Below are 24,940 nucleotides of genomic sequence, written 5' to 3'. Positions count from 1 at the left end.
AATGTAATGACACATTTCATCCGCGGCCTACAAAGAGGTAAGATGTAGGCCGTTTTTTATCCACCTGGGAAAACCTGCATGCATTGTCCATTCTGTGGCGCCCATGACACCAAGGTGATCGACTCCCGCCTTGTGGCCGAGGGTGATCAGGTGCGCCGGCGACGCGAATGTCTGGCCTGTCAGGAGCGTTTTACCACCTTCGAGACCGCCGAGCTGGTGTTGCCGCGGGTCATCAAGCAGGACGGCCGGCGTCAGCCCTTCGACGAGGACAAGTTGCGCGCCGGTCTTCAGCGTGCGCTGGAGAAACGCCCGGTCAGCGTCGAGCAGATCGAAGCGGCCATTGGTCATATCAAGCACCGTTTGCGGGCGACCGGTGAGCGCGAGGTCAAGGCGCTGGCTGTCGGCGAGATGGTCATGCGCGAGCTGAAACAGCTCGACGAAGTCGCCTATATCCGCTTCGCGTCCGTTTATCGCCGTTTCCAGGATCTCAATCAGTTCCGTGAAGAGATCGAGCGTCTGGCTCGGCGCGATCAGGACGAATCCGATGCCTGAGTGGAGCGCGGCTGACCGGGAGTGGATGAGCCGGGCATTGATGCTCGCCGAGCGGGGTGTCTACACCACCGAACCCAACCCGCGGGTCGGCTGCGTGCTGGTTGCTGATGGCCGGATCGTCGGCGAAGGCTGGCATGTGCGGGCCGGTGAAGGCCATGCCGAAGTAAATGCGCTGGCGCAGGCCGGCGATCTGGCCCGCGGCGCAACCGCCTACGTTACCCTTGAACCCTGCAGCCATTTCGGTCGCACTCCGCCGTGCGCCGATGCGCTGGTCAAGGCCGGCGTCAGCCGCGTGGTGGCCGCCATGCAGGACCCCAATCCGCAGGTTGCCGGCAACGGCCTGAACCGGCTGCGCGAAGCCGGTATCGAGGTCGATTGCGGGCTGCTGGAAGCGCAGGCGCAGGCGCTCAATCCCGGTTTTATCAAACGTATGCAGCAGGGGCTGCCCTGGGTGCGGGTCAAGCTGGCGATGAGCCTCGATGGCCGTACCGCGATGGCCAGCGGTGAAAGCAAATGGATTACCGGCCCGGCGGCGCGCGCCGATGTGCAGCGCCTGCGGGCGCGCAGCGGAGCAGTGGTCAGCGGTGCAGACAGCGTGTTGCTGGATGATTCTGCGCTGACCGTGCGGGCCGCTGAACTCGGCTTGCCGGCCGACGAGGCGGCGGCCGCCGCCGAGCGCCAGCCACTGCGCGTGCTGATCGACAGCCTGCGCCGGGTTCCGCTCGATCAGCGCTTTTTCCGTGAAACGGGGCCAACGCTGGTTATCAGCACCAGTGCAGAGCAGGCGGCCGACGATTATCGAGCTGCCGGCAGCGAACTGCTGGCGGTCCCCGGTGCAGATGGCAAGGTCGATCTGCACGCGGTGCTGCAGACCCTCGCCGAGCGAGGCTGCAATGAGGTGCTGGTGGAAGCCGGCGCCGGCCTGTCCGGTGCCTTCTGGCGTGCCGGGCTGGTGGATGAACTGATTGTGTATATGGCGCCGCGCCTGCTCGGAAGTCAGGCGCGGCCGTTGATGCAGTTGCCCTTCGAAAGCATGAGTGAGGCGATGGATGTTGCCATCGTCGACATGCGCGCAATTGGCCAGGACTGGCGCATCACGGCACGACCGATTTTCCCTTCCTGAGAGTGTAAGACAATGCAAAGTAGTGTGCAGATACTGCTGTGGATCATGGCGGTAGTGGCCTTTTTGGGGGTCGTGCTGGAAGAAGTCATCCACGTCAACAAGGCCAAGGTGGTGCTGCTGTTCGGGGCGCTTTCCTGGCTGGTGCTGTTTATCGCGGCGCCAAGCGATGCGGTACGGGAGCATGTGCAGGAGGCTCTCAACGAGAACATCACCGATATCGCCAGCCTCTGGCTGTTCCTGCTGGCCACCATGACCTTCGTCGCCTATCTCAACAAAAAGGGGCTGATCGAAAACGTCATCTATCGCATCCTTCCCGGACGCATTACCGAGCGCAAGCTGCTGTTTCTGACCGGCGCATTCTGTTTTGTCTTTTCCTCCATCGCCGACAATATCACTGCCACCCTGGTGTCGGTGGCGCTGGTGCTGAGTCTCAATCTGGAGCTGCGCAAGATGCTGCGCTTCGCCACGCTGGTGGTGTTCGCGGTGAACTCCGGCGGTGTCGCGATGATCACTGGCGATGTCACCACGCTGATGATCTTTATGGCCGACAAGGTCGAGATCACCAACCTGCTGCTGCTCAGTGCCCCGGCGCTGCTGGCCGTGCTGCTGCTGGCCGCTTTGCTGTCGATCGGCATGGGCAACGAGGTCGTTATCGAAAAGAGCCAGCTGCACGAACTGCGTGGCGTTGATCAGGTAATCGGTGCGCTGTTCCTGCTGACCATCCTCGCAACCATCCTGCTCAGCCTGTTCTTTGCGATCCCGCCAGTGCTGACGTTCCTCACCGGTCTGGCGCTGATGTTTTTGATTGCACGGTTTTTCAATGAAGACATTGATAACGACCCGATTCTGGAATACATCCGGGTTATCGAGTTTGAGACGCTGCTGTTCTTCCTCGGCGTGCTGCTGCTGGTTGGCATGCTCCAGTACATCGGTACGCTGCAGAACCTGACCGCCCTCTACGACGTTATGCCGACCCTGCTGGCCAACTTCCTGATGGGCATGCTCTCTGCTCTGATCGATAACGTGCCGCTGACCGCTGCACTGCTCAAAGCCGACCTGCAGATGAGCGTCGCCGAGTGGATGGGCCTGACCTACGCTGTCGGTGTAGGCGGTTCCCTGCTTATAATTGGCTCCGCTGCCGGCATCGTTGCCATGAGCAAGATGCCCGGCCTGACATTCATTACCTACCTGCGCAGCTTTGGATTGTTGCTGATGGCCTTTGCCTTCGGTTTCAGTGCTGTCTACGGTCTGGGTCTGCTGGTCTCCTGACCGGCAACGGCGAAAGCGAGGCAATTCATGTTTACCGGCATTATCGAAGCGGTTGGTCAGATCCAGAGCATGCAGCCCAAGGGCGGCGATGTGCGTCTGTATGTGCGCACCGGCAAGCTGGATCTCGGGGACGTCAAATTGGGCGACAGCATCGCGGTCAACGGCGTTTGCCTGACCGCCGTCGAGTTGCCCGGTGATGGTTTCTGGGCTGACGTCAGCCAGGAAACCATCCGCCGTACCGCGCTCTCTAGCCTGAAGCCGGGCAGCCGCGTCAACCTGGAAAAGGCGCTGACGCCGACCACACGTCTGGGTGGTCATCTGGTCAGTGGCCATGTTGACGGGGTGGGCAAGGTATTGTCCCTGCATCAGGACGCCCGCTCCTGGCATTTCCGGGTTGAGGCGCCGGCCGAGCTGGCCAAATATATTGCCCATAAAGGCTCTATTACCGTCGACGGCACCAGCCTGACCGTCAACGCGGTGGAAGGTGCGGTCTTCCACCTGAACATCGTTCCGCACACCCTGCAGGAAACCGTCATGGGCGATTACCAGCCCGGCACCGTCGTCAACCTGGAAGTGGATCTGATCGCCCGTTATCTGGAACGTCTGCTGCTGGGCGAGAAAGCCGCCGAGCCGACCTCCTCCGGCATCAGCATGGCGTTTCTGGCCGAAAACGGTTTCCTCAAGTCCTGATATAACCTGCCCCCGGAGGGCCGGATGAAACTGAACAGCATCGAAGAACTGATCGAAGATATTCGCGCCGGCAAGATGGTCATCCTGATGGATGACGAAGACCGCGAGAACGAAGGCGACCTGATCATGGCCGCCGAGGCCTGTCAGGCCGAGCACATCAACTTCATGGCCCGCTACGGCCGTGGCCTGATCTGCATGCCGATGAGTCTGGAGCGCTGCGAGCGGTTGAAGCTGCCGCTGATGGTGCAGCGCAACGGCTCCGGTTTTGGCACCAAGTTTACCGTCTCCATCGAGGCTGCCGTCGGCGTCAGCACCGGTATTTCCGCCGCTGACCGCGCGCGCACCGTCCAGGCTGCTGCCGCGCCGGATGCGACCGCCGATGACATCGTCAGCCCCGGCCACATCTTTCCGCTGATGGCGCAGCCTGGCGGCGTGCTGGCGCGTGCCGGGCATACCGAGGCGTCCTGCGATCTGGCCCGCATGGCCGGGTTTGGCGAGTCGGCGGTGATCTGCGAGATCATGAACGACGACGGCAGCATGTCGCGTCGCCCGGAGCTGGAAGAGTTTGCCAAGCAGCATGACATCAAGATCGGCACCATCGCCGACCTGATTCACTACCGTCTGCTCAACGAGCGCACGGTTGAACGTGTCGACGAGCAGGTGCTGAGCAGCGAGCTGGGCCAGTTCAACCTGGTCGCCTATCGTGATCGTACCGAAGACCTGGTGCACCTTGCGCTGACGCTCGGCACCATCGAGCCGGAAGAGCCGACGCTGGTTCGCGTGCACAACGTGGATCCGCTGCGCGATCTGTTCCTGGTACCCGAGGCCGGGCGCTGGAGCCTGCAGGAAGCGATGCGCCGGGTGGCGGCTGAAGGCCGTGGTGTGGTGCTGATGCTGGGCAATCAGGTCGATTCGGCTGCGCTGCTGGAGCACGTCAGCAACCTGGGGACCGGCAACGCGGCGGCACGCCGCCCCTCGACCTATAATACCGTTGGGGCCGGTTCGCAGATCCTGCGCGATCTGGGTGTGCGCAAGATGCGCCTGCTTTCCAGCCCGATGAAGTTCAACGCCATATCCGGCTTTGACCTGGAAGTAGTAGAATACCTGCCCTGCGACTGACCCATTGGCGAGAAAACGCAGGTAGGTTTCGTCACCCATTTGATTCACGGCAGCGCCCAGAGCCCTGCCGGTTCTTTATACAGAGAGACTGTTCATGACTGCTATCCGTACCATCGAAGGTGATTTTGTAACTGGCCAAGGCCGCTATGCACTGGTCGTTGGCCGGTTCAACAGCTTTGTGGTGGAAAGCCTGGTAGAGGGCGCGGTAGACGCGCTCAAGCGCCACGGTGTCAAGGAGTCAGACATCACCATCGTGCGTGTTCCCGGCGCCTTTGAAATTCCGCTGATGGTTAAGAAAGTCGCTGACCTCAAGCAGTACGACGCCATTGTCACCCTGGGCGCCGTTATTCGTGGCGGTACCCCGCACTTCGAATACGTTGCCGGTGAGTGCGTCAAGGGCGTGGGTGCGGTATCTCTGGAGTACGGCATTCCGGTTGCCTTTGGCGTGCTGACAGTCGACAGCATCGAGCAGGCCATCGAGCGTTCCGGCACCAAGGCTGGTAACAAAGGCGCTGAAGCGGCTATGTCTGCGTATGAAATGGTCAGCGTCATCAAGCAGCTGGAGGCCTGATGGACGATCAGCAGAGTTCCCCCGCAGCTGGCCGACCCAAGGCGTCGGCCCGTCGCAAGGCGCGCAGTCTGGCGATGCAGGCGCTGTACTCCTGGCACATGGCGGATTTGCCGGTGTTTGATATCGAGGCGCAGTTTCGCACCGACAACGACTTCAGCAAGGTGGATAGTGCGTATTTCCACGAGCTGCTGACCGGTGTGCCGCGCAATCTCGGTGACATCGACGATGAGCTGAGTCGCGTGCTGGATCGGGACATCAAGGATGTTGATCCGGTTGAGCTGAGCGTACTGCGCATCGGCGTCTACGAGCTGCTCAAGCGCATCGATGTGCCGTATCGCGTGGTCATTAACGAAGCCATCGAGATGGCCAAGTCGTTCGGTGCTACCGACGGTCACAAGTACGTCAACGGCATCCTCGACAAGCTGGCTCCGCGCCTGCGCAAGGCCGAAGTCGGTGCCGCCCGCAAGGGACGCTGATCCACCGGCCATGGCGCTGGACGAGTTTGATCTGATCGCCCGTTACTTTCGCACTGCGCGTCTGGAACGGGCTGTCGATGCCAGCGCCACTGTCCTCGGCATCGGCGACGATGCCGCAGTGCTGCAGCCCGCTGCCGGGCAGCAACTGGTCATTTCTACCGACACCCTGGTTGAGGGTGTGCATTTCCCCAAAGACTGTCCCGCCGCCGAACTGGGCTATCGCGCCCTGGCGGTAGCGGTCAGTGACCTGGCGGCGATGGCCGCATCCCCCCTTGGGTTTACCCTCGCGCTGAGCCTGCCGCAGGCAACGCCCGGCTGGCTGCAGGCGTTTTCCAGTGGTCTGGCCGACGCCGCACGTGACGCGGGGATCAACCTGATTGGTGGCGACACCACCCGTGGCCCGCTCAATATTGGCGTCACCGTGCTCGGTCAGGTGCCTGCCGGGCAGGCGCTGACCCGCTCCGGCGCTCGTCCCGGTGACTTGCTCTGCGTCGGCGGCAGTCTGGGTGATGGCGCTGCCGGGCTGGAGGTCGTGCTTGGCAAGCCGCTGCCGACGGGTCTGCCGATGGCAGCCCAGGATTACTTGCATCGCCGGTTCTGGCGGCCTCTGCCTCAGCTCGCGTTGGGGCAGTTGCTGCGCGGGGTCGCTACTGCCGGTCTGGACATCTCCGATGGCCTGCTGGCCGATGCCGGACATATCGCCAGTGCCAGTGGTGTGCGTTTGCTGATCAACGGTCCGCAACTGCCGATGTCCGATGCCCTGCGCAGCTGGTCCGAGCGTCAGCAGCTCGACTGGATGCTGCGTGGTGGCGACGACTACGTGCTGCTGTTTACCCTGCCGCGTGCCGCCCGGTCGCAGCTGGAGCGCTGGCGTGCGGCGGGTCATGCGGTCTGCGTTATTGGCGATGTACAGGGCGGGCAGGGGGTTCAGCTGGACCTCGGGCTGGGGCCGAAACCGATCGATGGCCCGGGCGGCTATCAACATTTCAGGAGCACGGATGACTGACGCGCACGAAACGACGCCAGCCTCGGTATGGCGCAACCCGATCCACTTTCTGGCCTTTGGCTTTGGCAGCGGTGCGATCCGCCCGGCGCCGGGGACCTGGGGCACGCTGGCGGCGCTGCCCTTTGTGCTGGTCTGGCAGCAACTGCCGGTTGCCGGCTACGGCCTGATGATCGTGCTGTCGACCCTGCTCGGCATCTGGCTGTGTCACCGCACCGCTGCGGATCTGGGCGTGCACGATCACGGTGGCATCGTCTGGGACGAATTCGTCGGACTGTGGATTGCGCTCTGGCTGGCACCGACCGGCTGGCCCTGGTTGCTGGCCGGCTTCGCCCTGTTCCGGCTGTTCGATATCTGGAAGCCCTGGCCAATCCGCTGGGTTGATCGTCAGGTTGGCGGCGGCTTCGGCATCATGCTGGATGACATTATCGCCGGGTTCATGGCGCTGCTGGTGCTGTTGCTGGCCGAGACCCTGTTGGCTATGGTGTAAGCCTCGTCCGTCATCGCGCAAGGGAAACACCGCATGGCTCGTATCGCTTCTCTCTCTGCTCTGCTGCTCGGCGCCGGGCTGGCCGTGGCCTCGCTGGCTTCGGCAGCGACCGAGGTGCGTGTGGTTGGGCTGTTCGCCAATGCGGCGGTAGTCAATATCGACGGCCAGCGCCACATGCTGCGGGTTGGCAAGCCGCCAGTGAACGGAGTCGAGCTGATCGCCGCCGACAGCCAGACGGCAACCCTGAGAGTGGACGGCCAGACTCGGCAGTTTGGTCTGCAGCGTGAATACACCGAAGGCTTTGCCCAGTCTGAGCGCCAGCAGGTCAGTATTCCGCGGGGCGAAGGCGGTCATTTCCGGGTTGCCGGTTCAATCAATGGTCAGACCGTCAGTTTTATGGTCGATACCGGCGCAACCAGTGTCTCGATGAGTTCGGTGCAGGCGCGTCGTCTCGGTATCGATTACGCGCTTAGCGGCACACCGGTTCGCGCCGCCACAGCTTCCAGTGCCGTGGATGGTTACCAGGTGACGCTGGCGCGGGTAAAGGTTGGCGACATCGAGCTGTCCAACGTGCAGGCGCTGGTGCTGGAAGGCCGTTTTCCGCTCGAAGTGCTGCTCGGCATGAGCTGGCTTAGCCGGGTGCGGATGGACGAACAGGACAACCTGCTGCTGCTCGAGCGCAAGTACTGACCCTCTGCACCACAGGCCTGCGCATTCAGCAGACCTATCCAGGCGTCTTGCAGATCGCCCGAGCGTCCGTCACCTGCTAATATAAGCGCCCCTTTTTTGCAAAGGTCGTACAGGAGACCGGCGTGACAGTCACCTTTATTGCGTCATCCCAGCTGCCCACCAAGTGGGGCACATTCACTATGCACGGCTTCCTGGAAGAAGCGACCGGCAAGGAGCATGTGGTGCTGACGATGGGCGATGTGTCCGATGGCGCGCCCGTACTAGGCCGTCTGCACTCCGAATGTCTGACCGGCGATGCCCTGTTCAGCCTGCGTTGCGACTGCGGCTTTCAGCTCGAAGCCGCGCTCAAGGCCATCGCTGAGGAAGGCCGCGGCGCACTGCTGTACCTGCGTCAGGAAGGTCGCGGCATTGGCCTCATGAACAAGATCCGCGCCTATCACCTGCAGGACGGCGGTGCCGATACCGTAGAAGCCAACGAACTGCTCGGCTTTGGCGCCGACCAGCGCGATTACGGCATCTGCAAACCGATGCTTGATCACCTGGGCATCAAGAGCCTCAAGCTGCTGACCAACAACCCGCGCAAGGTCAAGGCCATGCAAGGCTTCGGCGTGCTGGTAGCCGAGCGTCTGCCGCTGCAGTTCGGCAAGAATCCGCACAACACCAAGTATCTGGAAACCAAGGCCGGCAAGCTGGGCCACATGCTGGGCCAGCTGCATCAGGCCGAAGCCGAGGCTGAGTCCGATGACCTTTGATCCCAAACCCCACTGGCGTGCATTGCGCAGCGTCTGGCGCATGCTCAGCCTGACTGTCCTGCTGTTGCCGATCCTGCTGGTGGTGGTGCTGGGTGACTGGACCGGCCTGTTCGATCAGGCCGCGGTGCCGCTGTTCACCGTTGGTATGGCCAGCCTGATGCTGACCCTCTGGCGCTTCCGGCTGTACAAACGCACACTGATTCGCGCCGAAGGCCTGGGTGACAGCGCAGAAGCGGCCAGCGGCTGGGCCGTATTGCACCGTAATCAGAGTCTGGGACTGGCCGCTGCCGCGCTGCCGGCGCTGATCGCACTGGTGCATTATTTCTGCGTGGGTGAAGCCATCCCGCTGGTGCTGCTGGTAATTGTCAGCCTCGGCGCCATGCTGCTCTACCGTCCGCCGGCCGCCTGGGTCAACTGAGTGCGTCAGTTGCTGGCGCTGCTGCTTGCGCTGTCACTCAACCTGCTTCCTGTTCAGGCTGCCGAGCGCATCGTCAGCCTGGCTCCCTTTCTGACCGACATGACCCTGCAACTGGGCGCGGGTGCCCAGCTGGTCGGCGTGCTGGACGACGGTCAACTGCCCGCCGAACTGAGCGATCGGCAAACCGTCGGCAGCTATCAGACCCTCTCTGCCGAACGGATCGTGTCCGTCCAGCCTGATCTGATCCTCGCCTGGACCTCCGGCAATCCCCGCGAACTGCTCGAGCGCCTGCGCGGCTGGGGTATTCGCGTCGAACAGTTTGACCCGCAACGGCTTGACGATATCGCCAGCATGACCCTGCAGCTCGGTGAGCTGCTCGACCAGCCAGCCGAGGCGCAGGCGCTGGAGGCCGATTTCCGCGCCCAGCTCGAGCAACTCCGTGCGCCGCCGTCGTCAACCCGGCCAAAGGTCTTCCTGCAGCTCTGGGACAGCCCGCTCTACACGGCCGCTGGCGATCAGTTGCTGTCCGATGCACTCAGTCTGTGCGGCGCTGATAACGTCTTCGCCGATCTGGCCGGCCTCGCCCCCCAAGTGGGCCGCGAAGGCGTGCTGGCCGCCAACCCCGAGATCATCATCGCGCTGGCCGATCAGGGCGTTACTGCAGAAGCTTGGCTGGACGACTGGCGCCGCTTCCCCAAACTGGCCGCCGTGCAGCACAACCGCCTCCATGTACTCGACAGCGACCTGCTGGTGCGTCCGACGCCGGCGATTATTGAGGGAGTAGAGCAGTTGTGCGGGTTGGTGCGTTTCTAGACGGGGTTGTTAGCCAGCCCCATTGCCTGCCAAGATGATCGCTACCTGCACAGGAGAGTGAGGCTATGGCAGCACATATGGAGCCGACACGGTTGGCCGTGTTGATCGACGCCGACAATGCCAATCCGGCGATTGTTGAGGGCTTGCTGGCCGAGGTGGCGAAGCTGGGTGTGGCGAGCGTCAAGCGTATCTACGGTGACTGGACCACGCCAAGTCTGGGTAAATGGAAAGCCTCGCTGCTGGAACACTCGATTCAGCCGATTCAGCAGTTTGCCTACACCTCCGGCAAGAACGCGACCGACAGCGCGATGATTATCGACGCCATGGACTTGCTGTATTCGGCAGACCTTGGCGGTTTCTGCATAGTTTCCAGCGACAGTGATTTCACCCGTCTGGCCGCGCGGCTGCGTGAGTCGGGCAAGGTGGTGTATGGCTTTGGTGAGCAGAAAACGCCCAAGCCTTTTGTTGCTGCCTGCGACCGCTTTATCTACACCGAAATCTTTACCCAGCATCCGGAAAATGCCGAAACGGTCATTCAGCGCCGCTCTGCTCAGGAGCTGCGACAGGACACCAAGCTGTGCAGCCTGCTGCGTCAGGCCATCGAAGCCGCGTCGGACGATGACGGCTGGGCCAATCTCGGCCCGGTGGGCAGTCAGCTGGCCAAGCAGATGCCGGAGTTTGACCCGCGCAATTATGGCTACAGCAAGTTCAGTGGGCTGGTAGAAGGTATTGGCCTGTTCACCCTGCGACGGGAAAACAACCTGCTGCTGGTCAAGGATCAGCGTCCGGGCAAGAAGGGCTGACCCCAGCGGTTACCAACTGCCGAACGGGATGCCGTGGGTGTCGATATAGTGCTGGGCGTTGGGGCTGGGTGGGCGGTAGAACTCGCCGTTGGATTCGCCGTTGTAGGGGCCGACGGGGTTGATTTCGCCTTGGACGTGGGCGATTTCGATTGGGTCGAGACACGGGCCTACCAGCCAGGCTTTGACTACACCCCCCGGGGCAACGCCAATCGCAATAATGTTCAAATAGTGAGTGACGTGGGCGTCCCGCCACGCACAGTATGTGGGCCGTGGTTTAACCATTTCGGCTCTTGTCTCATCTGAAACATAGAAGCTGGCCAGGTACGCTTCTGGTTCCGCAAGCGACTGCCAGCGCACTGTGATTTTCTCTGGCAGATCAATGCCGGACATGGGGAAGCTCGACCCAGGGCCTGGACGCTTTGGCCAGCCGCGAGCGTCGCCCTGATTGTTGGGAGGCGTGCTTGTTGATGCAATTCCCCCGAACACGCGCTCGTACATCAGGTCGTTCACGTCTATTAGGTCCACACCGTCGACCCATGCTTCCATATAGTCAGGAGCCCCGAGGCCCACGTACCAAGCGCGGTAGGGGAGGTCAGGTTTGGGCGGGAAGGGCTGAATCGGTTTGCTCTGGCAACTGCTAAGGATTAGCGCTGCGAGCAGGATCAGAGTGCGTGTGATCATACGGGGTATCCGTTCTGTCGCTCATCTGGATAGATGGCGCGAATAAAGTCATGCCGCGGCTTGTTAGCCATAAAGCCTTTCACCGGCACCCAGTTGGCCGAGCTGTGGATATAGCGGCTGTGCAGGAAGCGCTTTTCCTCAATGCTCAGGATCGGGCTACGTCCAGCCATGCATGCGGCAAACACCTTGCCTGCGATTGGTTCGAGGTCGGTCGGGATAGCAAAGCGCCTATCTGCATCGTTTAATGCGCCGAACGGCACAGCCGCACTTGATGCTTTGGCGTGCATGACCTTAAGGGATACGCGGGACAGCTCACCTCGGACGCTGCGGATAATTGAGAGCGTCAGCAGTACGCGTGCGTTTGGGCTTTGTCCGAGGACTTCTTCATGCCGCTCGAAGCGGCCGTCGCCTGGTAGTCCGCGCGCCCGAAAGCGTTCTTCCTCCTGTTGCCTGACCTGCCAGGCGCGGGAGCGGACGAGTTGCTGACGAGCCGGGCCGTCCAATGGGTAGTGATTACTGAGGAAGAAGACGGGTCTACCGATTACCAGTCGCTCATAAGATAGCGTTGGGTAGCCGCCGCCTAGGTTGGAGTGTACGCCGGGCAAAACCAGTTCTTCGTGTGGCCCGCTTACCCGATTCAAGCTGAAGTTATGTCGATGCTCGTCCGCAGCGGTCAGGTGCACTACCTTGCGGGCGCAGCCGGGTGGTAGGTACAAATTGACTCCGGGGTTATAGTCGTCGCCGACACTGAGATGGCCGTTAGCAGGGTCGCCGATGGCCGCTACGGTATCGAACAGGCCGATAAAGTTGATGCTTATACTTCCGGTGATGGAGAACCCAGGGGAGAACGTGGGCGTCCTGGCGTCCAGATTGTTGGCGAGAATACCTTTTTCGGCTTTGAGTACCTCGTTGGCGAAGTGGCGAGCTGCTGCCGCGCCGCGACTGAAGCCGAAAATGTCGAACTCTATATTTTCGATGCAGATAGCAGGGTTGCTGTCCACCAGGCTGTCAATCATCAGTAGCAACGTGGCAGGACTCTGCTCAACCCGTTCAACGACCCCGGTCTCACCCTGCCCAAACGCCATACCCATAGTGGCGTCTTCTTGGCCCGCTTTGCTGCCGGCGCCTTCGATATAGACCTTTACGCTGGCTTTGGTGGCTTCCGGTGGCAGTTGCTGGCGAGAGTCGTCTTGATAAAGCTCGTATAGCAACGCCACATTACTCAGCTCATTCCCATAACTGTTATCTGGCCGCTGATCGAAGAACGCATCGGCGTTGCTGTCGTTATAGCCGTGGGATTCGCAGAAGCGGGTGATGGCTTCAAGGCCATCGGGGCCGAGTTGGGCGAGGTCTTCGCGGCGGCATTGGGCGGTAAGGGAGGCGTTGGGCAGGTTGTTGAGGGTGCCGTCGAAGAACATGCCGACACGCAGGGTGATGCGCTGTTTCTGCGGCAGGTCGGTTTCTTCTTCCTCCTCTTCTTCCTCGCGCTCCAGCGGCACGGCGTTGCTGACGCCGGGTTTTACCGGAACGTCGAACAGGGCCTGCAGGGCGCGTACCAGGCCGGTGATGATCAGGGCTTGAGTCGCGCGGTTTTCGGCGCTGCCGGGCTGGTTGCCAATCAAGATTGTCGGTGAGCCGGCGGTGATGCGGTCGCCATGCGCGCCAACGCTGCCGAGCACGGCGGCGGGGCGGCCGTTGATCAGGACGTTGCTGACGAGCTGGCTGCTGAGGGGGCTGCCGCAGCTGCTGGTGTCGCCCAGGCGGGCTGCGGGCTTGCCGTCAAACAGTACGTCCGTGGCGCCGCTGACGAGGCGCTGGCTGGCGTGGCCGGTCTGCGGGCATTGTGTGGGGTCGCCGAGTCGGGCGGCGGGTTTGCCGGACATGCCATTTCCCTTTGGCTGCAGGTGTTCCTGCGCTGATCCTGCGGGGCGATGGCGGGTCGGACAATCGACTATTCGGATGAATGTGCGGCGTTTGGCATCTGCCGGTGCATTGCGTTGCCGACGGTGCCGACAACGCAATGCGTCAGGTCAGATCACGTCTTCCATAAACTCCAGCGCGCCCTGCTGGCGGATTACCCGGCGGTGTTGGGCCCAGAGTTCGGCCACGCGTTCGCGGTTGAGCTGCTGTCGGTCGAGCAGCACGCGGGTGTTCAGCTCGCCGACCGGCTGGCTGCTGGGCACCTTGCTGAACACAAACTGGTTGCTGACCAGCTCCAGGAAGGGGCCGGCCTTGCTGGTCGGCATGATGAAGATCAGCTGCAGGCCGAGGGTTTCGGTGAGGTAGGCGATGACTTCACGCGAGCGGATTTCATCCATGTGCATAAAGGCTTCGTCGACGATCACCATGCGCAGGTGGCTGTCGCCCTCGTTAAAGCGGAAAGCGCTGGTCACGGCGGCGGCGCGGATGATGTAGGCCGGGGTTTCCAGCTGGCCGCCGGAGCCGGTGCCGTATTCGCTCAGGCGGATCGGCGACTTGCCTTCCGGGTGCTTGAGGATGTCGTAGCGGCGGTAGCGGCGGTAGTCGCTGATGCGCTCCAGCTCGCGCAGGGCCTGCTGTTCGTCGCCATCGAGCAGCAACGCCAGCAGTTGATCGCGCACTGCGGCCGAGCGCTCGGACAGGGCATCGTCGAACAGACTGGTGCCATCGCCCAGGTTCGGCATCTGAATCAGTTCGCGGAAGAACTCCCAGTAGGCCTTGTACTCGGGCAGCCAGTCCCAGTCGAACTGAAAGCGCTCGCGGTCGGCACCGAAGCGGTGGTGCTCCAGCTCCTTGTTCAGCTGCTCCAGCGTGCGACGGCCGTCGTTGATGGCCTGATGAATCTCGTGACACAGGTCGCTGACAAAGGTGGTGTTGAAGCTGTCGCGCAGGCTGGCGAGCTGCTCCTGCTTGGCCAGCAGCACGTTGTTGCGCAGGCGGTTGTGCAGGTTGTCGAGCTGCTGATGCAGTGCGCCAACGTGGCGGAAGAACGCCAGGCTGTGCAGCTCGGCCGGGGTGTCGGCGAGTACCTGATCGGCCGGCTGGGCCTGGTCGTTGTAGTGCTCGATGGCGCGCTGCAGGTCGGCGACCTGGCGGTGTAGGCTGCTGGTCAGCGCCTGGGCGTCGGCGATGAAGTCGAACTGGCCGCCGCGCTGCTCCAGCATGGTGTCGAGCTGCTCCAGCCGTGCCTGCGGGTCGAGGCCCGGCACCTTGGCAGCGGCGTCCAGCAGGTACTGTTCGGCCTTGTCGCGGGCATCGAGCAGGGCGTCGCTCTGGTCGGCGAAGTGGGTAATGCGCTGGCCGATGCTGACCTGCTTTTCCTGCAGGCGGCCGAGCTGGACGTCCAGTTCCTTGCCGTGCAGTTCCAGCTCGCGGTGGCGCAGGGTAACGCGCTGCTGTTCGGATTCCAGATCGTGGTGCGCGCCCAGGTCGAGTGCTTCCAGCTGCTGTTCGACTTCGCGCAGCTGGCGCTGGCTGTCGAGCAGCTCGCTGGCGCGGGCGGCGTACTCGAGCGGTGCAATTTGACCGAGCTGACGGGCCAGTTCGCGCAGGGCTTCCAGTTCGCGGCGCAGCTGGTGTTGCTGCAGATCCAGATCGTGCAGGCGCTGCTCCTGTGCGCGCAGGTTGCGTTCGCGGGCGGCGGCGCCGAATACCAGCTGGCTGTCGTCGATATCGCAGCGGAACAGCGCGTAGTTGCCCGAGCCCATGCCGTCGCGGGTGATGCCGCGGCGGGTCTGGCGCAGGGCACCGGCGTCTTCCACTCTAGTCACGGTGGCGTAGGAGGCCTGCAGGTAGTACTCGGCGACGCGGTGGCTGAAGCGCATGACCTGCAGGATCGAATCGTTCGGCAGGCTGATGCGTTCGGCGTCCTGCCTGGCCTTGCTGCCTTGAATGACCCGCGCGCGGTTGCGTTCGCGGCTGTTCATCTGGCGGACGATGCGGATCGCTTCGGCTTCATATTCGGGCTCGACCAGAATGGCGTAGCGGCTGCCGCCGATGTAGCCCTCGATCGCCATTTGCCAATCCGGGTCGAGTACCTCGACGTGGTCGCAGAGTACCCGCGGGTCGGCCTGCGGGCATTGCTTGCGGATCGCCAGCAGCGCTTCCTCGACATACGCCGGATAGGTCACGCGGCTGCTCTGAAGGGTGCTGATCTGGTGGCGAACCTGGCTGATCTGACGATCCAGCGTGTTCAGCGCACTGCTGCGTTCCTGCACCAGCCGGTCGACCCGCTGCAGCAGGCTGGCGCCTTCACTGTCCTGCTCGCGCAGGCGCTCGGCCAGCTGGTTGTGCGCACGCTGCTGGCTGCGAATGGCATCCAGGCCGGCGTCCAGCGGGGTCAGGTCGATCCAGTCGCGGGCCAGCAGTTGATTGAGGTCGGCAACCGGTTCGCGCTCGGCAGCCATCACTGCCGCGCTGGCCTCGCGCCAGCCGCGGCTGGCCAGCTGCGGAAGCGCCTGACTCAGGCTGTGCTGGGCCAGCAGCGCAGTGGCGGATTGCAGCGCCACCAGGTTGCGGTCGCGCTGATGGGCCTGGGTCAGCAGGCCGGGTACGGCGCTGCGCAGCTGCTCGCTCAGCTGGCGCTGGCGCTGCTCCAGTTGGTCCTTGTTCTGCAGCGCCGGAATGCCCTGACGGCGGGCTTCCAGTTGCACCAGTTCGTGGTGGGCCTGGGCCAGGCGCTCGGTGGTCAGGCGCTGGTCTTCCTGCAGCGCCTCGAGCTGACTGGCGAGCTGCTGCTGTTCCTGTTTGGCGGCCAGATAGCCCTGCTGGTTGTTCTGCCAGGCTTGCGCGGCGGCAGCGTACTCCAGCCCGGTGCGCTCCAGCCAGCTGTCCAGATACTGCGTGGTCTGGCTGGTGGTCAGCGACAGCAGTTCCACCGCCTGACGTACCCGCGCCGCTTCCTGTTCCATGCCGTGCACGGTGCGCAGCAGGTCGCGGATGCGTTTGATGGTGTCGCCAAACTCGCGCGGCTCCAGCACTTCCTCGGCGACAAACTGGTCGATGGATTTGACCGGTTTGTAGGCCATGAAATTGGCAAAGGTGCGCGCGGCGTTCTTGGCTTCGCGGGTCGAGAGTGCGTCGCGGCGGCCGCGCAGCGCGGCGTACAGACGGGCGAGATAGGCGCTCTTGCGGTCGTAGACTTCGATCTGCTGGGCGCTGAACTGCTTGCGCAGCAGGCCCGGCAGCTCGGTCACGGCGATCACGTGGCGGCCGTCATCCTGCTCGCGCAGAAAGTGCGACAGCGAGAGCATCTCGCCGGGAATGATCATCAGCAGCAGTTCGTCCTGCCGCGCCTGGCGGCTGCTGCCGGCGGCGTCGAGATGGGCGCGTACGCCGATCACCGCGGTAAAGGGTTCGGCGGTCTCGCCACGGGTCGGGTGGAACACGCCGGCGATGTAGCCGTCGGTATCCCAGGGGCGGGCGTAGGCGCCGTCGTCACAGCCGAGCACGTAGGAGGCGAGGGTACGCACCTGCTTGCCGCCGCGGCCGCGCTGGGTGGTTTCGTCCTGCCCCGGGTTGTAGTTGAACAGGTTGTCGTGGGCGGCGGTCATCAGCGTCTGCAGGGCGTCCGCTGCGGTGGTCTTGCCGGAGCCGTTGCCGCCGGAGAACAGGTTGACCGGGCCGTATTCCAGTTCTTCGACCGGCAGGTTGCCCCAGTTGACGGTAATCGAACGCTTCAGATACATCAGTTGCTCTCCTCGGCGGACGGCTGGTCTTCGCTATTTTCAATCTCGGGGCTGGCGAGCTGGGCCAGCGCGCTGTCGGTCACCAGGCTGATGATGCCCGGGCGAATCGTCAGCCAGGCTTCGCCGCTGTCCAGTTCGGCATCGCTGGGGCTTCGGATCAGCCGCAGCTGGCGCAGGCGGCGCAGCAGGTTGCGGCGTTCGCTCTGCTGTTCCGGCAGTGAACGGCCGAGCAGGTTGCGACTGCTCAGGTTGAGCGCCTCGAGCGACAGCATGACCTGACCAAACTCGTCGACCTGACCTTCGCGCAGGGCCTTGTCGTACTCGGCGCGCAGCACCAGAATCAGCGCCACTTCCTGCTGGTTCAGGCGCTCGCGCAGGCCGCTGCCGAAGCTGTCGTCGGCGTCGACCAGGCCGGGCACTTCCGCGCCCGGCGGGAACACCCGGACCAGATTGAAGCGCGGCTCGTGCAGCACTCGGATGCGCAGCACCGAGAGATAGTCCTCGACCAGCTCGGCGGCCTGCAGGTAGCGGTCGTAGAGCTCGGCCTCGCGGTTGCTTTCGTCGCGGCAGAGGACGCCGCGGTCGAGCAGGCGGATCATCAGCTCGGAAAAGTCCTCGGCACTCAGGCCGCGTTCGTTGAGGTGGTGGTCCAGCGCGTCACGCATGTTCGTCATGTTCCAGATCGATGATGAAGCCGTCACGGCGATCAAAATAGGTTTCGTTGCTGATGGTCTCGCCGCTCGGCTCGATGCGCACGCGCAGGCCGCTGGCAGCGTGTTCGGCGCTGGCCAGCGCGATCACGTGGCTGAGCGCGAGCAGGTCGCTGGCGCTGTTGACCGGCAGGTCGCGGGTGTTGAGCTGATTGCCGCTGCCGAGGGCGGCGCGCAGGTAGCTGTGCAGTCCACTGGCGTTGACGTTGAAGGCCTTGTCGAGCAGTTGATTGACCGCCAGCGCCCGCAGGGTGTCGTCTTCTGGTGCGTCGAGGGTTTCCATCAGGCTGTGCACCGGCGGGCGCTCGCGGCGCTCGCGCAGCTTCACCTGGCCCGGATCGACCAGCGCCAGATTCACTACCGCCATTTCCTCGCCGGCGGCGCTCAGGCGCTTGGCCTGCTCTTCGGCGGGCAGGGCGGACAGCTCGCGGCACAGGCCGACGATATCGCTGTGCTTCTGGCTGTGCAGGTAGCTGAGCTGACGGATGATGATGTCGGCGCGTTGGGTGAAGCTCTGCAGCGTGCGGCGCAGCGCCGGCAGCATGATGTCGGCGGCGTTGCGCAGGCAGCCTTCGATGCCGTCCAGCAACTGCCAGAGAATCGAGCTGCGTTCGTCCACCAGCAAATCCGGCGCCAGGCGGCGCAGCTCGCGCTCGGCCTCGGCTTTCCACTCGCGTGGCTTGCGGCGAATACGGGCAATCACATCCTGAATGCGCTCGCGGTGTTTTTCGACGCTGTCGGCCGACAGGCGCACCGCCAAGTCTGGCTGGAAGCGGCGCTCCATAAAGTCGAAGAACTGATCGCTGGCCTGCTGCACGAGTTGCTGCGCCTCTACCTCACGCACCAACTGGCGCTTGCGCTCTTCCAGCTCGGCGATGATATCGGTGAAGTCGGCGATGATGCGTTCGGCGTATTCGTGGGCGTCGAGCAGGTCATACACCTCGCCGTGCTCGGCAAAGGCCGACAGCGCGTTTAGGGTGTTGCGCGTATTGCGGTGGCGGGTGCGGGTGTTGTGCCCGTCGGCCTCGGCCAGCGACTGGGCAAACAAACGCCCCATGCGGCTGAACGGGTAGGTCGACTGGAAGGTCGCCTGATCCACCTGACGTTCCAGCCAGCCGTTTTCGATCAGGCTGGTGAGAATCCAGCTGGCCTGCTCGCGGTTGCTCTTGAAGCGGCTGGCGTCTTCATCGTCGCCTTCCAGCAGCGGCGCGCGTTCCAGCGCTTCACTGAAGATATCCAGCACCTGCTCGCGCTTGAGTGATTCGCCGTAATCGGCGCGGGCGCTGTACAGCCGCTCGTGCAGCAGGCGCAGGCACTCGACAATCTGTTCGCGGTATTTGCTGGTGAGCGGGCGGAAGAACTGCAGTCGCTCGTTGGTAAAAAACATAGGGCGTCGAATTCCGGTTCGGACAAGGACGCATTATGCCTGATCAGCGGGGCCGGGCGGCAAGTTGGGGCGACGGGCTGTGCTGGAGTTCATGCGGGAGAGGATTGGAAGCCGGGAGGGTCGTATATGGTCTCCTCCCTCATTGCAAGGCATCAGTTTTTGACGGCAAGAGCAGGTTGTCTGTCGTATATCCGGCCTCAGTGTGCAGCACAGTGCTGCGGGCCTCGATGAGCAGTCGCCACGTATCGTCCTTATCGAGCTCGCGGCCTGTGTGGCCATGACCCTCCTCAGGTTTTCGATACATCGGTTTGACCTGTATTACCACCATCTGCTGATTGCCTTCGCAACCTGGGGGTGTGCCTTACCTCTTGGTTAAATCAAGTGTGTGGCTGCTGCGCTTCAGGCCGGAACGGCTTGGTATGCTTGCCCTCGAGCCACTACTGCCCAGCCGATGCGTGCCAGTTTGTTGGCCAGTGCCACGACTGCCTTGTTGTAACCTCGCCGCTCGATCAGGCTGCAGCCCCAGCGACTTAGCCTGTCGTCACGCTCTTTGGCGTAACGGGCAACAGCTCTGGCGCCATGCACTAGCAGCGCCCTGAGGTGTCTATCCCCGCGCTTGCTGATACTACCGAGCACAGTCTTGCCGCCAGTGCTGTACTGCTTGGGTACCAGCCCGAGAGCCGCAGCCACATCACGACCGCAACGGAACTGCTGGCCACTCCCTAGCCAGCAATAGAAGGCGCTGCTGACGATAGGGCCGTAGCCCGGCACGCTCATCAAGCGCTGACAGGCTTCGTTTTCTGCGGCCTTGGTTTTGATTTCGCGTTCGTACCAAGCGAGCTCCTGCTCCAGCGCGATGAACAGCTGATACTGCCGGCCCAGCAGTTCCCGCAGGCGCCATGGCAAGCCGTTCTGCGCATCTTCCAACTGTGCGAGGACCGCCTGCCTGAAGCGGTGCTTACCTTCAGGCAGATCCACGCCGTGCTCTGCGAGTAGGGATCGAGTCCGGTTGATCAACCCCGTCTGTTCAGTCACCAGCGCTTGGCGCAGACGATGCAGGCTCTGGTCCAACTGCTGATCGACCGTCTTGATCTCAACGCAACGAATACGGCCATGCTGAACCGCCTCAGCAATGGCAAGCGCGTCGTTGTAATCGTTCTTCTGGCCACGCAGGTAGGCTTTGACATGCTGTGCAGGCAACAGCTGCACACTATGACCTAACGCGCGTATCTCCCTGGCCCAGTGGTGCGCGCCGGAGCAAGCCTCCATGCCAACGACAGCCCCCGGATGATTGGCCAGAAATGGCAGCACCTCATGGCGACGAAGCTTCTTGCGCCGGGCTGGTTTGCCCGAGCCATCAAGGGCGGCAACGAAGAAAATGTGCTTTGCCAGGTCGATGCCAATTGTCATAGATTGGTTCATGGTCTCCTCCTGTCTCCGTTCGGTTCCAGTAGATGCATAGCATCTATCCCCTGGCGCATCGACGCCGTAGAAGGGAGAGGGAGGAGACCATCTCATCGAGTTCCAACTCGACCAAAGGCGATGCCTGCGTCCCCCAGACCGAGTTGGAACTCGACCTTCCCAAAAACAAAACCCCGCACGGGGCGGGGTTTGTCGGTACAGAGTTGTCAGCAGGTGAAGCTTACAGCTGCGGCGTCCAGGTCAGCGACAGGCGCGCGTTCAGCTCTTCGTTCTGGTACGGGTTGCCGGCAAAGTCGTTGGACAGTGCGTATTCCTTCTCCAGCACGTTGCTGACGCTGAGATCCCAACGGGTGGTGTCGCTCATCAGCCAGTTGCCGCGTACTTCCAGGGTGCCGAAACCGGACAGCTTCTGGGTATTGGCTGCGTCATTGTAGCGGGTGCTGTTGGCCACCAGGCTGAAGCCGATGCCGAAGTCGCCGAACTGGCGATCGCTGTCGATGCTCAGCAGGCGCTTGGGACGGCGAGGCAGCAGCTGACCGGTGCTGCGGTCGCGCGGGTCCAGCCAGGTAGCGGATGCGACGGTGTACCAGCCGAGGATGTCGCGCTCGGCAGACAGTTCCAGGCCGTTGATGCGTGCTTCGCTGATATTTTGTGGAATCCAGAAACTGTCCAGCAGGATCAGGTCGTCGATATCCATACGGTAGGCAGACGCCTGAAGCGTGGTGGCGTCAAACTGGCCGCGCCATTGCAGCTCGTAGCTCTTTGAGCTTTCCGGACGCAGGTTCGGATTGGAGCCCCAGGCGTTGTACAGGTCGTTGAAAGTCGGCGCGCGGAAGCCCTCACTGTACGACGCAACCAGTTGCTGGTTGTTGCTCAGGGCAAAGATCAGCGCGCCGTTGAAGGTGTTTTCGCTGCCGAACTGTTCATTGTCGTCATGACGCATACCCAGTTCGACGCTGACCTGCTCACCGCTGAAACGGTATTGGGCAAACGCAGCCTGGTTGTAGCGCTCATCGTCGGTGAAGGCACCGTCAGTGCGCATGCGATCCTCGTACCAGTCCAGCCCCAGCTGCAGGTTATGGGCATCATTTATGCTCAGGTTGTTGAGCCAGCTGGCGGAGTCGCGGTAGGTGTCGTATGACGAGGGGAATACGCTGGAGCGGGTGTCACGGCGGTCTTCGGCGTGGCCGACTTCCAGGCGGGTACGCCACAGGCTGCTGACCTGCCATTGAACGTGTGCTGCCGCGGTGCTCAGGCTGAAGTCATCTTCCGGGTCGCCGAGCAGGTCGTACTCGGTGCTGCCAGTCTGCTCCAGCAGGCGGATGCCGGCTTCAACATCGTCGGTGAAGCTGTGGGTCAGGCTAGCGTTGAACGCGCGATTGCGATAACCGTCTTCGTCGCGATCACCACCGACGCTATTGGTCGTACGATTGATGCCGTCGGTTTCGTTCAGACTGGTGCCCAGCGCAAAGCGGGTCTGGCCGTTGCCGCCGGAAAGTGCCAGATCGCGGGTAAAGGTCTGGTTGCTGCCGACGCCGAGCTTGACGCGCGCATCAAGCCCGTCACGGCCCTGGCGGGTGAAAATCTGTACCACGCCGCCGATGGCGTCGGAGCCGTAGATGGCTGAGCGTGGGCCGCGGATCACCTCAATTCGCTCGATTTGATCGACGCTGATGAATTCCAGACTGGCTTGGCCTGCGCTGGCGCTGGCGATCCGCTGACCGTCGATCAGAACCAGCGTTTGAGTGACGTTGGTGCCGCGCAGGGAAATGCCGCTCAAGCTGCCGAGGCCGCCGTTGGTGGTGATCGACAGGCCGGGCACACGACGCAGCAGGTCGGTCACGCTGTTGGGCTGCAGACGGTCGATATCTGCCCGGGTAAAGACGGTGCTGGCCGCGCTGCTTTCGCTGCGACTTTCGACCTGTCGGGAGGCGGTAACGACGGTATCGGCGAGTGACAGCGCGTCGTTGGCCTGGGCAACGGCGCAGGCCAGCAGGCCGGGGATGATCAGCAGTGACTTGTACATAGATTCCTCAAAAGTTCGGCTTTTGAGGAGGGCGGGAAGTCAGGAGGCAGGCCACCGCGCGGCGGCTGCACGCTGACCGGTGACGCCCTCCGCGACACCTCAGCAGACAGTCGCACGGCATTGCCGTGGCTGTACTCGCGCTGGGCCGGTCTCCGGACTTGGAATCAACACATCATCGCCTTCCCATGCAGAGCACAGTGGCATTTTCGATGATGCTGGCAGGGCTGGCCTGCGATTCCTTACCGTTGCGGGGGCAGTGTCGGATTCTCACCGACTTCCCGTTTCACCCGGACTGCACTGCAGGCCGGACACCCAGGCGACTGGAAGTGGGGCGGACTCTAGGCTTTTCGGCGGGGTGGGTCAAGCCTGCCAGAGGCAGGCTCTTACAAACGGTCGAGGCGGGCGCGAATGGCCGCTTCGATACCGGAAGCGTCCAGACCGCACTCAGCCAGCATTTCAGCGGGCTTGGCGTGCTCGACGTAGATATCGGGCAGACCGAGGTTGAGCACCGGCAGCTTGATACCCTGGGCCAGCAGCCATTCGTTGACCGCGCTGCCGGCGCCGCCCATGACGGCGTTTTCCTCCACGGTCACCAGCAGGTCATGGCTGGCGCTCAGCTCCGCGATCAACTGAGTGTCCAGCGGCTTGACGAAGCGCATGTTGGCAACGGTCGCATTCAGTGCCTCGGCAGCCTTGCTGGCCTGCTGGTGCAGGGTGCCGAAGCAGAGGATGGCAACCTTTTCGCCCCGGCGGGTAAGTAGGCCCTTGCCGATCGGCAGCGGCTCCAGCGCCGGATCGATGGGCACGCCCGGGCCGGTACCACGCGGATAGCGCACAGCCGCCGGGCCTTCGTGCAGGTAACCGGTGGTCAGCATCTGGCGGGTCTCGTTCTCGTCGGCCGGCGCCATGATCAGCATGTTCGGCAGGCAGCGCAGGTACGACAGGTCGAAGCTGCCGGCGTGGGTCGGGCCGTCCTCGCCAACCAGACCGGCGCGGTCGATGGCAAACAGCACGTCCAGATTCTGCACCGCAACGTCGTGGATCAACTGATCGTAGCCGCGCTGCAGGAAGGTCGAATAGATGGCAACCACCGGCTTGGCGCCTTCACAGGCCATGCCCGCAGCGAGGGTGACGGCATGCTGCTCGGCGATGGCGACGTCAAAGTAGCGCCTGGGGAAACGCTCGGAGAAGGCAATCAGGTCCGAGCCTTCCTTCATGGCCGGGGTAATGCCGATCAGGCGCTCGTCCTGCTCGGCCATGTCGCACAGCCACTGGCCGAAGATGTTCGAGAATTTCGGTTTGCTGACGCCGTTGCTCGGGGCCTTGGGCTCCAGCTTGGTGATGGCGTGGTAGCCGATCGGGTCGGCCTCGGCGGGGGAAAACCCCTTGCCCTTCTGGGTGATCACGTGGAGGAACTGCGGGCCCTTGAGCTCGCGCATGTTCTTCAGGGTGCGTACCAGCGTAGGCAGGTCGTGCCCGTCGATCGGGCCGATGTAGTTCCAGCCCAGCTCCTCGAACAGGGTGCCCGGCACCAGCATGCCCTTGGCGTGTTCTTCGGTCTTGCGTGCCAGCTCCCAGGCCGGCGGAATCTTGGACAGGACCTTCTTGCTGCCCTCGCGCATGTGCGAGTAGGTGCGACTGGACAGGATCTTGGCCAGGTAGTTGGACAGGCCACCGACATTGCGCGAGATCGACATGTCGTTGTCGTTCAGCACGACCAGCATGTTGGCTTCGACTTCCGAGGCGTGGTTGAGCGCTTCAAAGGCCATGCCCGCAGTCAGCGCGCCGTCGCCGATCACGGCAACGGTGCGGCGATCCAGGCCTTGCAGGCCTGCAGCGATGGCCATGCCCAGGCCGGCGCTGATCGAGGTGCTGGAATGGCCGACGCCAAAGGTGTCGTAGGGGCTTTCACTGCGCCGCGGGAAGGCGGCCAGACCGTTCTTTTGGCGCAGGCTGGCCATTTGTTCGCGGCGGCCGGTGAGAATCTTGTGCGGGTAGGCCTGATGGCCAACGTCCCACAGCAGGCGGTCGTCCGGCGTGTGATAGACGTAGTGCAGGGCGATAGTCAGCTCGATGACGCCCAGCCCCGCGCCGAAATGCCCGCCGGTCTGGCCGACACTCCAGAGCAGAAAGGCCCGCAGCTCATCGGCCAGCTCGGGCAGCTGGCTTTCGTCAAGCGCACGCAGCGACTCGGTGTCGTCGATACGGTCCAGCAGCGGCGTGCTGGGGCGATGGAGCGGGATTTCGTGGAAAGTGCTGGGCATCAAACAAGGCTCTGG

Annotated in this window: 22 protein-coding genes and 1 riboswitch; of the genes, 14 read left to right on the top strand and 8 right to left on the bottom strand. The window is 62.9% G+C overall.

The window, feature by feature from the left end:
• Positions 1-78 precede the first annotated feature (78 nt).
• From nrdR to ACZ5WQ_RS11970, 14 genes are all read left to right on the top strand, one after another.
• Positions 79-552 carry a transcriptional regulator NrdR gene (gene nrdR, locus ACZ5WQ_RS12035; protein WP_088277424.1) on the top strand — a complete coding sequence of 158 codons (474 nt, stop codon included), beginning with the start codon at positions 79-81 and terminating at the stop codon, positions 550-552.
• Entirely contained in the window at positions 545-1,675 is a 1,131-nt protein-coding gene (gene ribD / locus ACZ5WQ_RS12030) for a bifunctional diaminohydroxyphosphoribosylaminopyrimidine deaminase/5-amino-6-(5-phosphoribosylamino)uracil reductase RibD (protein ID WP_285677695.1), read from the top strand. Before nrdR ends, ribD begins: the two co-directional genes overlap by 8 nt.
• 12 nt (positions 1,676-1,687) lie before the next feature.
• On the top strand, positions 1,688-2,944 hold the full coding sequence (nhaD, locus tag ACZ5WQ_RS12025) for a sodium:proton antiporter NhaD (protein WP_464382392.1): 1,257 nt from the start codon (positions 1,688-1,690) through the stop codon (positions 2,942-2,944).
• A gap of 27 nt (positions 2,945-2,971) precedes the next feature.
• A complete protein-coding gene (locus ACZ5WQ_RS12020) occupies positions 2,972-3,634 on the top strand; it encodes a riboflavin synthase (RefSeq protein WP_335600694.1) in 663 nt (220 codons plus the stop codon).
• 24 nt (positions 3,635-3,658) lie between these two features.
• The gene (gene ribBA / locus ACZ5WQ_RS12015) at positions 3,659-4,753 is read left to right on the top strand and encodes a bifunctional 3,4-dihydroxy-2-butanone-4-phosphate synthase/GTP cyclohydrolase II (protein WP_228246423.1); all 1,095 of its coding nucleotides are present in this window, start codon (positions 3,659-3,661) and stop codon (positions 4,751-4,753) included.
• Between the two features lie 94 nt (positions 4,754-4,847).
• The gene (gene ribH / locus ACZ5WQ_RS12010; RefSeq protein WP_104739478.1) at positions 4,848-5,324 is read left to right on the top strand and encodes a 6,7-dimethyl-8-ribityllumazine synthase; all 477 of its coding nucleotides are present in this window, start codon (positions 4,848-4,850) and stop codon (positions 5,322-5,324) included.
• Positions 5,324-5,800 (top strand): transcription antitermination factor NusB, encoded by a 477-nt coding sequence (gene nusB, locus ACZ5WQ_RS12005; protein ID WP_088277435.1) that lies wholly within the window; start codon positions 5,324-5,326, stop codon positions 5,798-5,800. The genes ribH and nusB overlap by 1 nt, the downstream gene beginning before the upstream one ends.
• A 16-nt stretch (positions 5,801-5,816) precedes the next feature.
• Positions 5,817-6,806: a thiamine-phosphate kinase gene (thiL, locus tag ACZ5WQ_RS12000; protein ID WP_464383652.1), complete on the top strand. Its 990-nt coding sequence runs from the start codon at positions 5,817-5,819 to the stop codon at positions 6,804-6,806.
• On the top strand, positions 6,799-7,293 hold the full coding sequence (locus ACZ5WQ_RS11995; RefSeq protein WP_464382391.1) for a phosphatidylglycerophosphatase A family protein: 495 nt from the start codon (positions 6,799-6,801) through the stop codon (positions 7,291-7,293). The genes thiL and ACZ5WQ_RS11995 overlap by 8 nt, the downstream gene beginning before the upstream one ends.
• 33 nt (positions 7,294-7,326) lie before the next feature.
• Positions 7,327-7,983 (top strand): retropepsin-like aspartic protease family protein, encoded by a 657-nt coding sequence (locus ACZ5WQ_RS11990; protein WP_228246427.1) that lies wholly within the window; start codon positions 7,327-7,329, stop codon positions 7,981-7,983.
• 122 nt (positions 7,984-8,105) lie between these two features.
• Positions 8,106-8,735 (top strand): GTP cyclohydrolase II, encoded by a 630-nt coding sequence (ribA, locus tag ACZ5WQ_RS11985; RefSeq protein ID WP_088277443.1) that lies wholly within the window; start codon positions 8,106-8,108, stop codon positions 8,733-8,735.
• Positions 8,725-9,153 carry an MFS transporter gene (locus ACZ5WQ_RS11980; protein WP_464382390.1) on the top strand — a complete coding sequence of 143 codons (429 nt, stop codon included), beginning with the start codon at positions 8,725-8,727 and terminating at the stop codon, positions 9,151-9,153. The genes ribA and ACZ5WQ_RS11980 overlap by 11 nt, the downstream gene beginning before the upstream one ends.
• Positions 9,154-9,966 (top strand): cobalamin-binding protein, encoded by an 813-nt coding sequence (locus tag ACZ5WQ_RS11975; RefSeq protein ID WP_464382389.1) that lies wholly within the window; start codon positions 9,154-9,156, stop codon positions 9,964-9,966.
• Between the two features lie 65 nt (positions 9,967-10,031).
• Positions 10,032-10,769, top strand: coding sequence for an NYN domain-containing protein (locus tag ACZ5WQ_RS11970; protein WP_464382388.1), 738 nt, complete (start codon positions 10,032-10,034; stop codon positions 10,767-10,769).
• A 9-nt stretch (positions 10,770-10,778) separates the two neighbouring features.
• On the opposite strand, the gene ACZ5WQ_RS11965 is transcribed toward ACZ5WQ_RS11970, so the two are convergent.
• From ACZ5WQ_RS11965 to dxs, 8 genes are all read right to left on the bottom strand, one after another.
• Complete coding sequence (locus tag ACZ5WQ_RS11965) at positions 10,779-11,315, bottom strand: DUF2931 family protein (RefSeq protein ID WP_464383651.1); 537 nt, start codon at positions 11,313-11,315, stop codon at positions 10,779-10,781.
• A gap of 131 nt (positions 11,316-11,446) precedes the next feature.
• Positions 11,447-13,333 (bottom strand): PAAR domain-containing protein, encoded by a 1,887-nt coding sequence (locus ACZ5WQ_RS11960; protein WP_464382387.1) that lies wholly within the window; start codon positions 13,331-13,333, stop codon positions 11,447-11,449.
• Positions 13,334-13,480: 147 nt separating this feature from the next.
• On the bottom strand, positions 13,481-17,116 hold the full coding sequence (locus tag ACZ5WQ_RS11955; RefSeq protein WP_464382386.1) for an ATP-binding protein: 3,636 nt from the start codon (positions 17,114-17,116) through the stop codon (positions 13,481-13,483).
• The gene (locus ACZ5WQ_RS11950; protein ID WP_096006217.1) at positions 17,116-17,781 is read right to left on the bottom strand and encodes a DUF4194 domain-containing protein; all 666 of its coding nucleotides are present in this window, start codon (positions 17,779-17,781) and stop codon (positions 17,116-17,118) included. Before ACZ5WQ_RS11950 ends, ACZ5WQ_RS11955 begins: the two co-directional genes overlap by 1 nt.
• Positions 17,774-19,213 (bottom strand): Wadjet anti-phage system protein JetA family protein, encoded by a 1,440-nt coding sequence (locus ACZ5WQ_RS11945; RefSeq protein WP_464382385.1) that lies wholly within the window; start codon positions 19,211-19,213, stop codon positions 17,774-17,776. Before ACZ5WQ_RS11945 ends, ACZ5WQ_RS11950 begins: the two co-directional genes overlap by 8 nt.
• 399 nt (positions 19,214-19,612) lie before the next feature.
• Positions 19,613-20,635 carry an IS110 family RNA-guided transposase gene (locus tag ACZ5WQ_RS11940; RefSeq protein ID WP_464382384.1) on the bottom strand — a complete coding sequence of 341 codons (1,023 nt, stop codon included), beginning with the start codon at positions 20,633-20,635 and terminating at the stop codon, positions 19,613-19,615.
• 220 nt (positions 20,636-20,855) lie between these two features.
• Positions 20,856-22,661 (bottom strand): TonB-dependent receptor domain-containing protein, encoded by a 1,806-nt coding sequence (locus ACZ5WQ_RS11935; RefSeq protein ID WP_464382383.1) that lies wholly within the window; start codon positions 22,659-22,661, stop codon positions 20,856-20,858.
• A 126-nt stretch (positions 22,662-22,787) separates the two neighbouring features.
• Positions 22,788-22,991: riboswitch (cobalamin riboswitch) on the bottom strand.
• 53 nt (positions 22,992-23,044) lie between these two features.
• Positions 23,045-24,925 carry a 1-deoxy-D-xylulose-5-phosphate synthase gene (gene dxs, locus ACZ5WQ_RS11930; RefSeq protein WP_464382382.1) on the bottom strand — a complete coding sequence of 627 codons (1,881 nt, stop codon included), beginning with the start codon at positions 24,923-24,925 and terminating at the stop codon, positions 23,045-23,047.
• Positions 24,926-24,940 lie beyond the last annotated feature (15 nt).

It is taken from the genome of Halopseudomonas sp. T1L2 (assembly GCF_055397385.1).
Note: the sequence above shows the minus strand (reverse complement) of the source record. Positions and strands in the feature narration are given on the sequence as shown.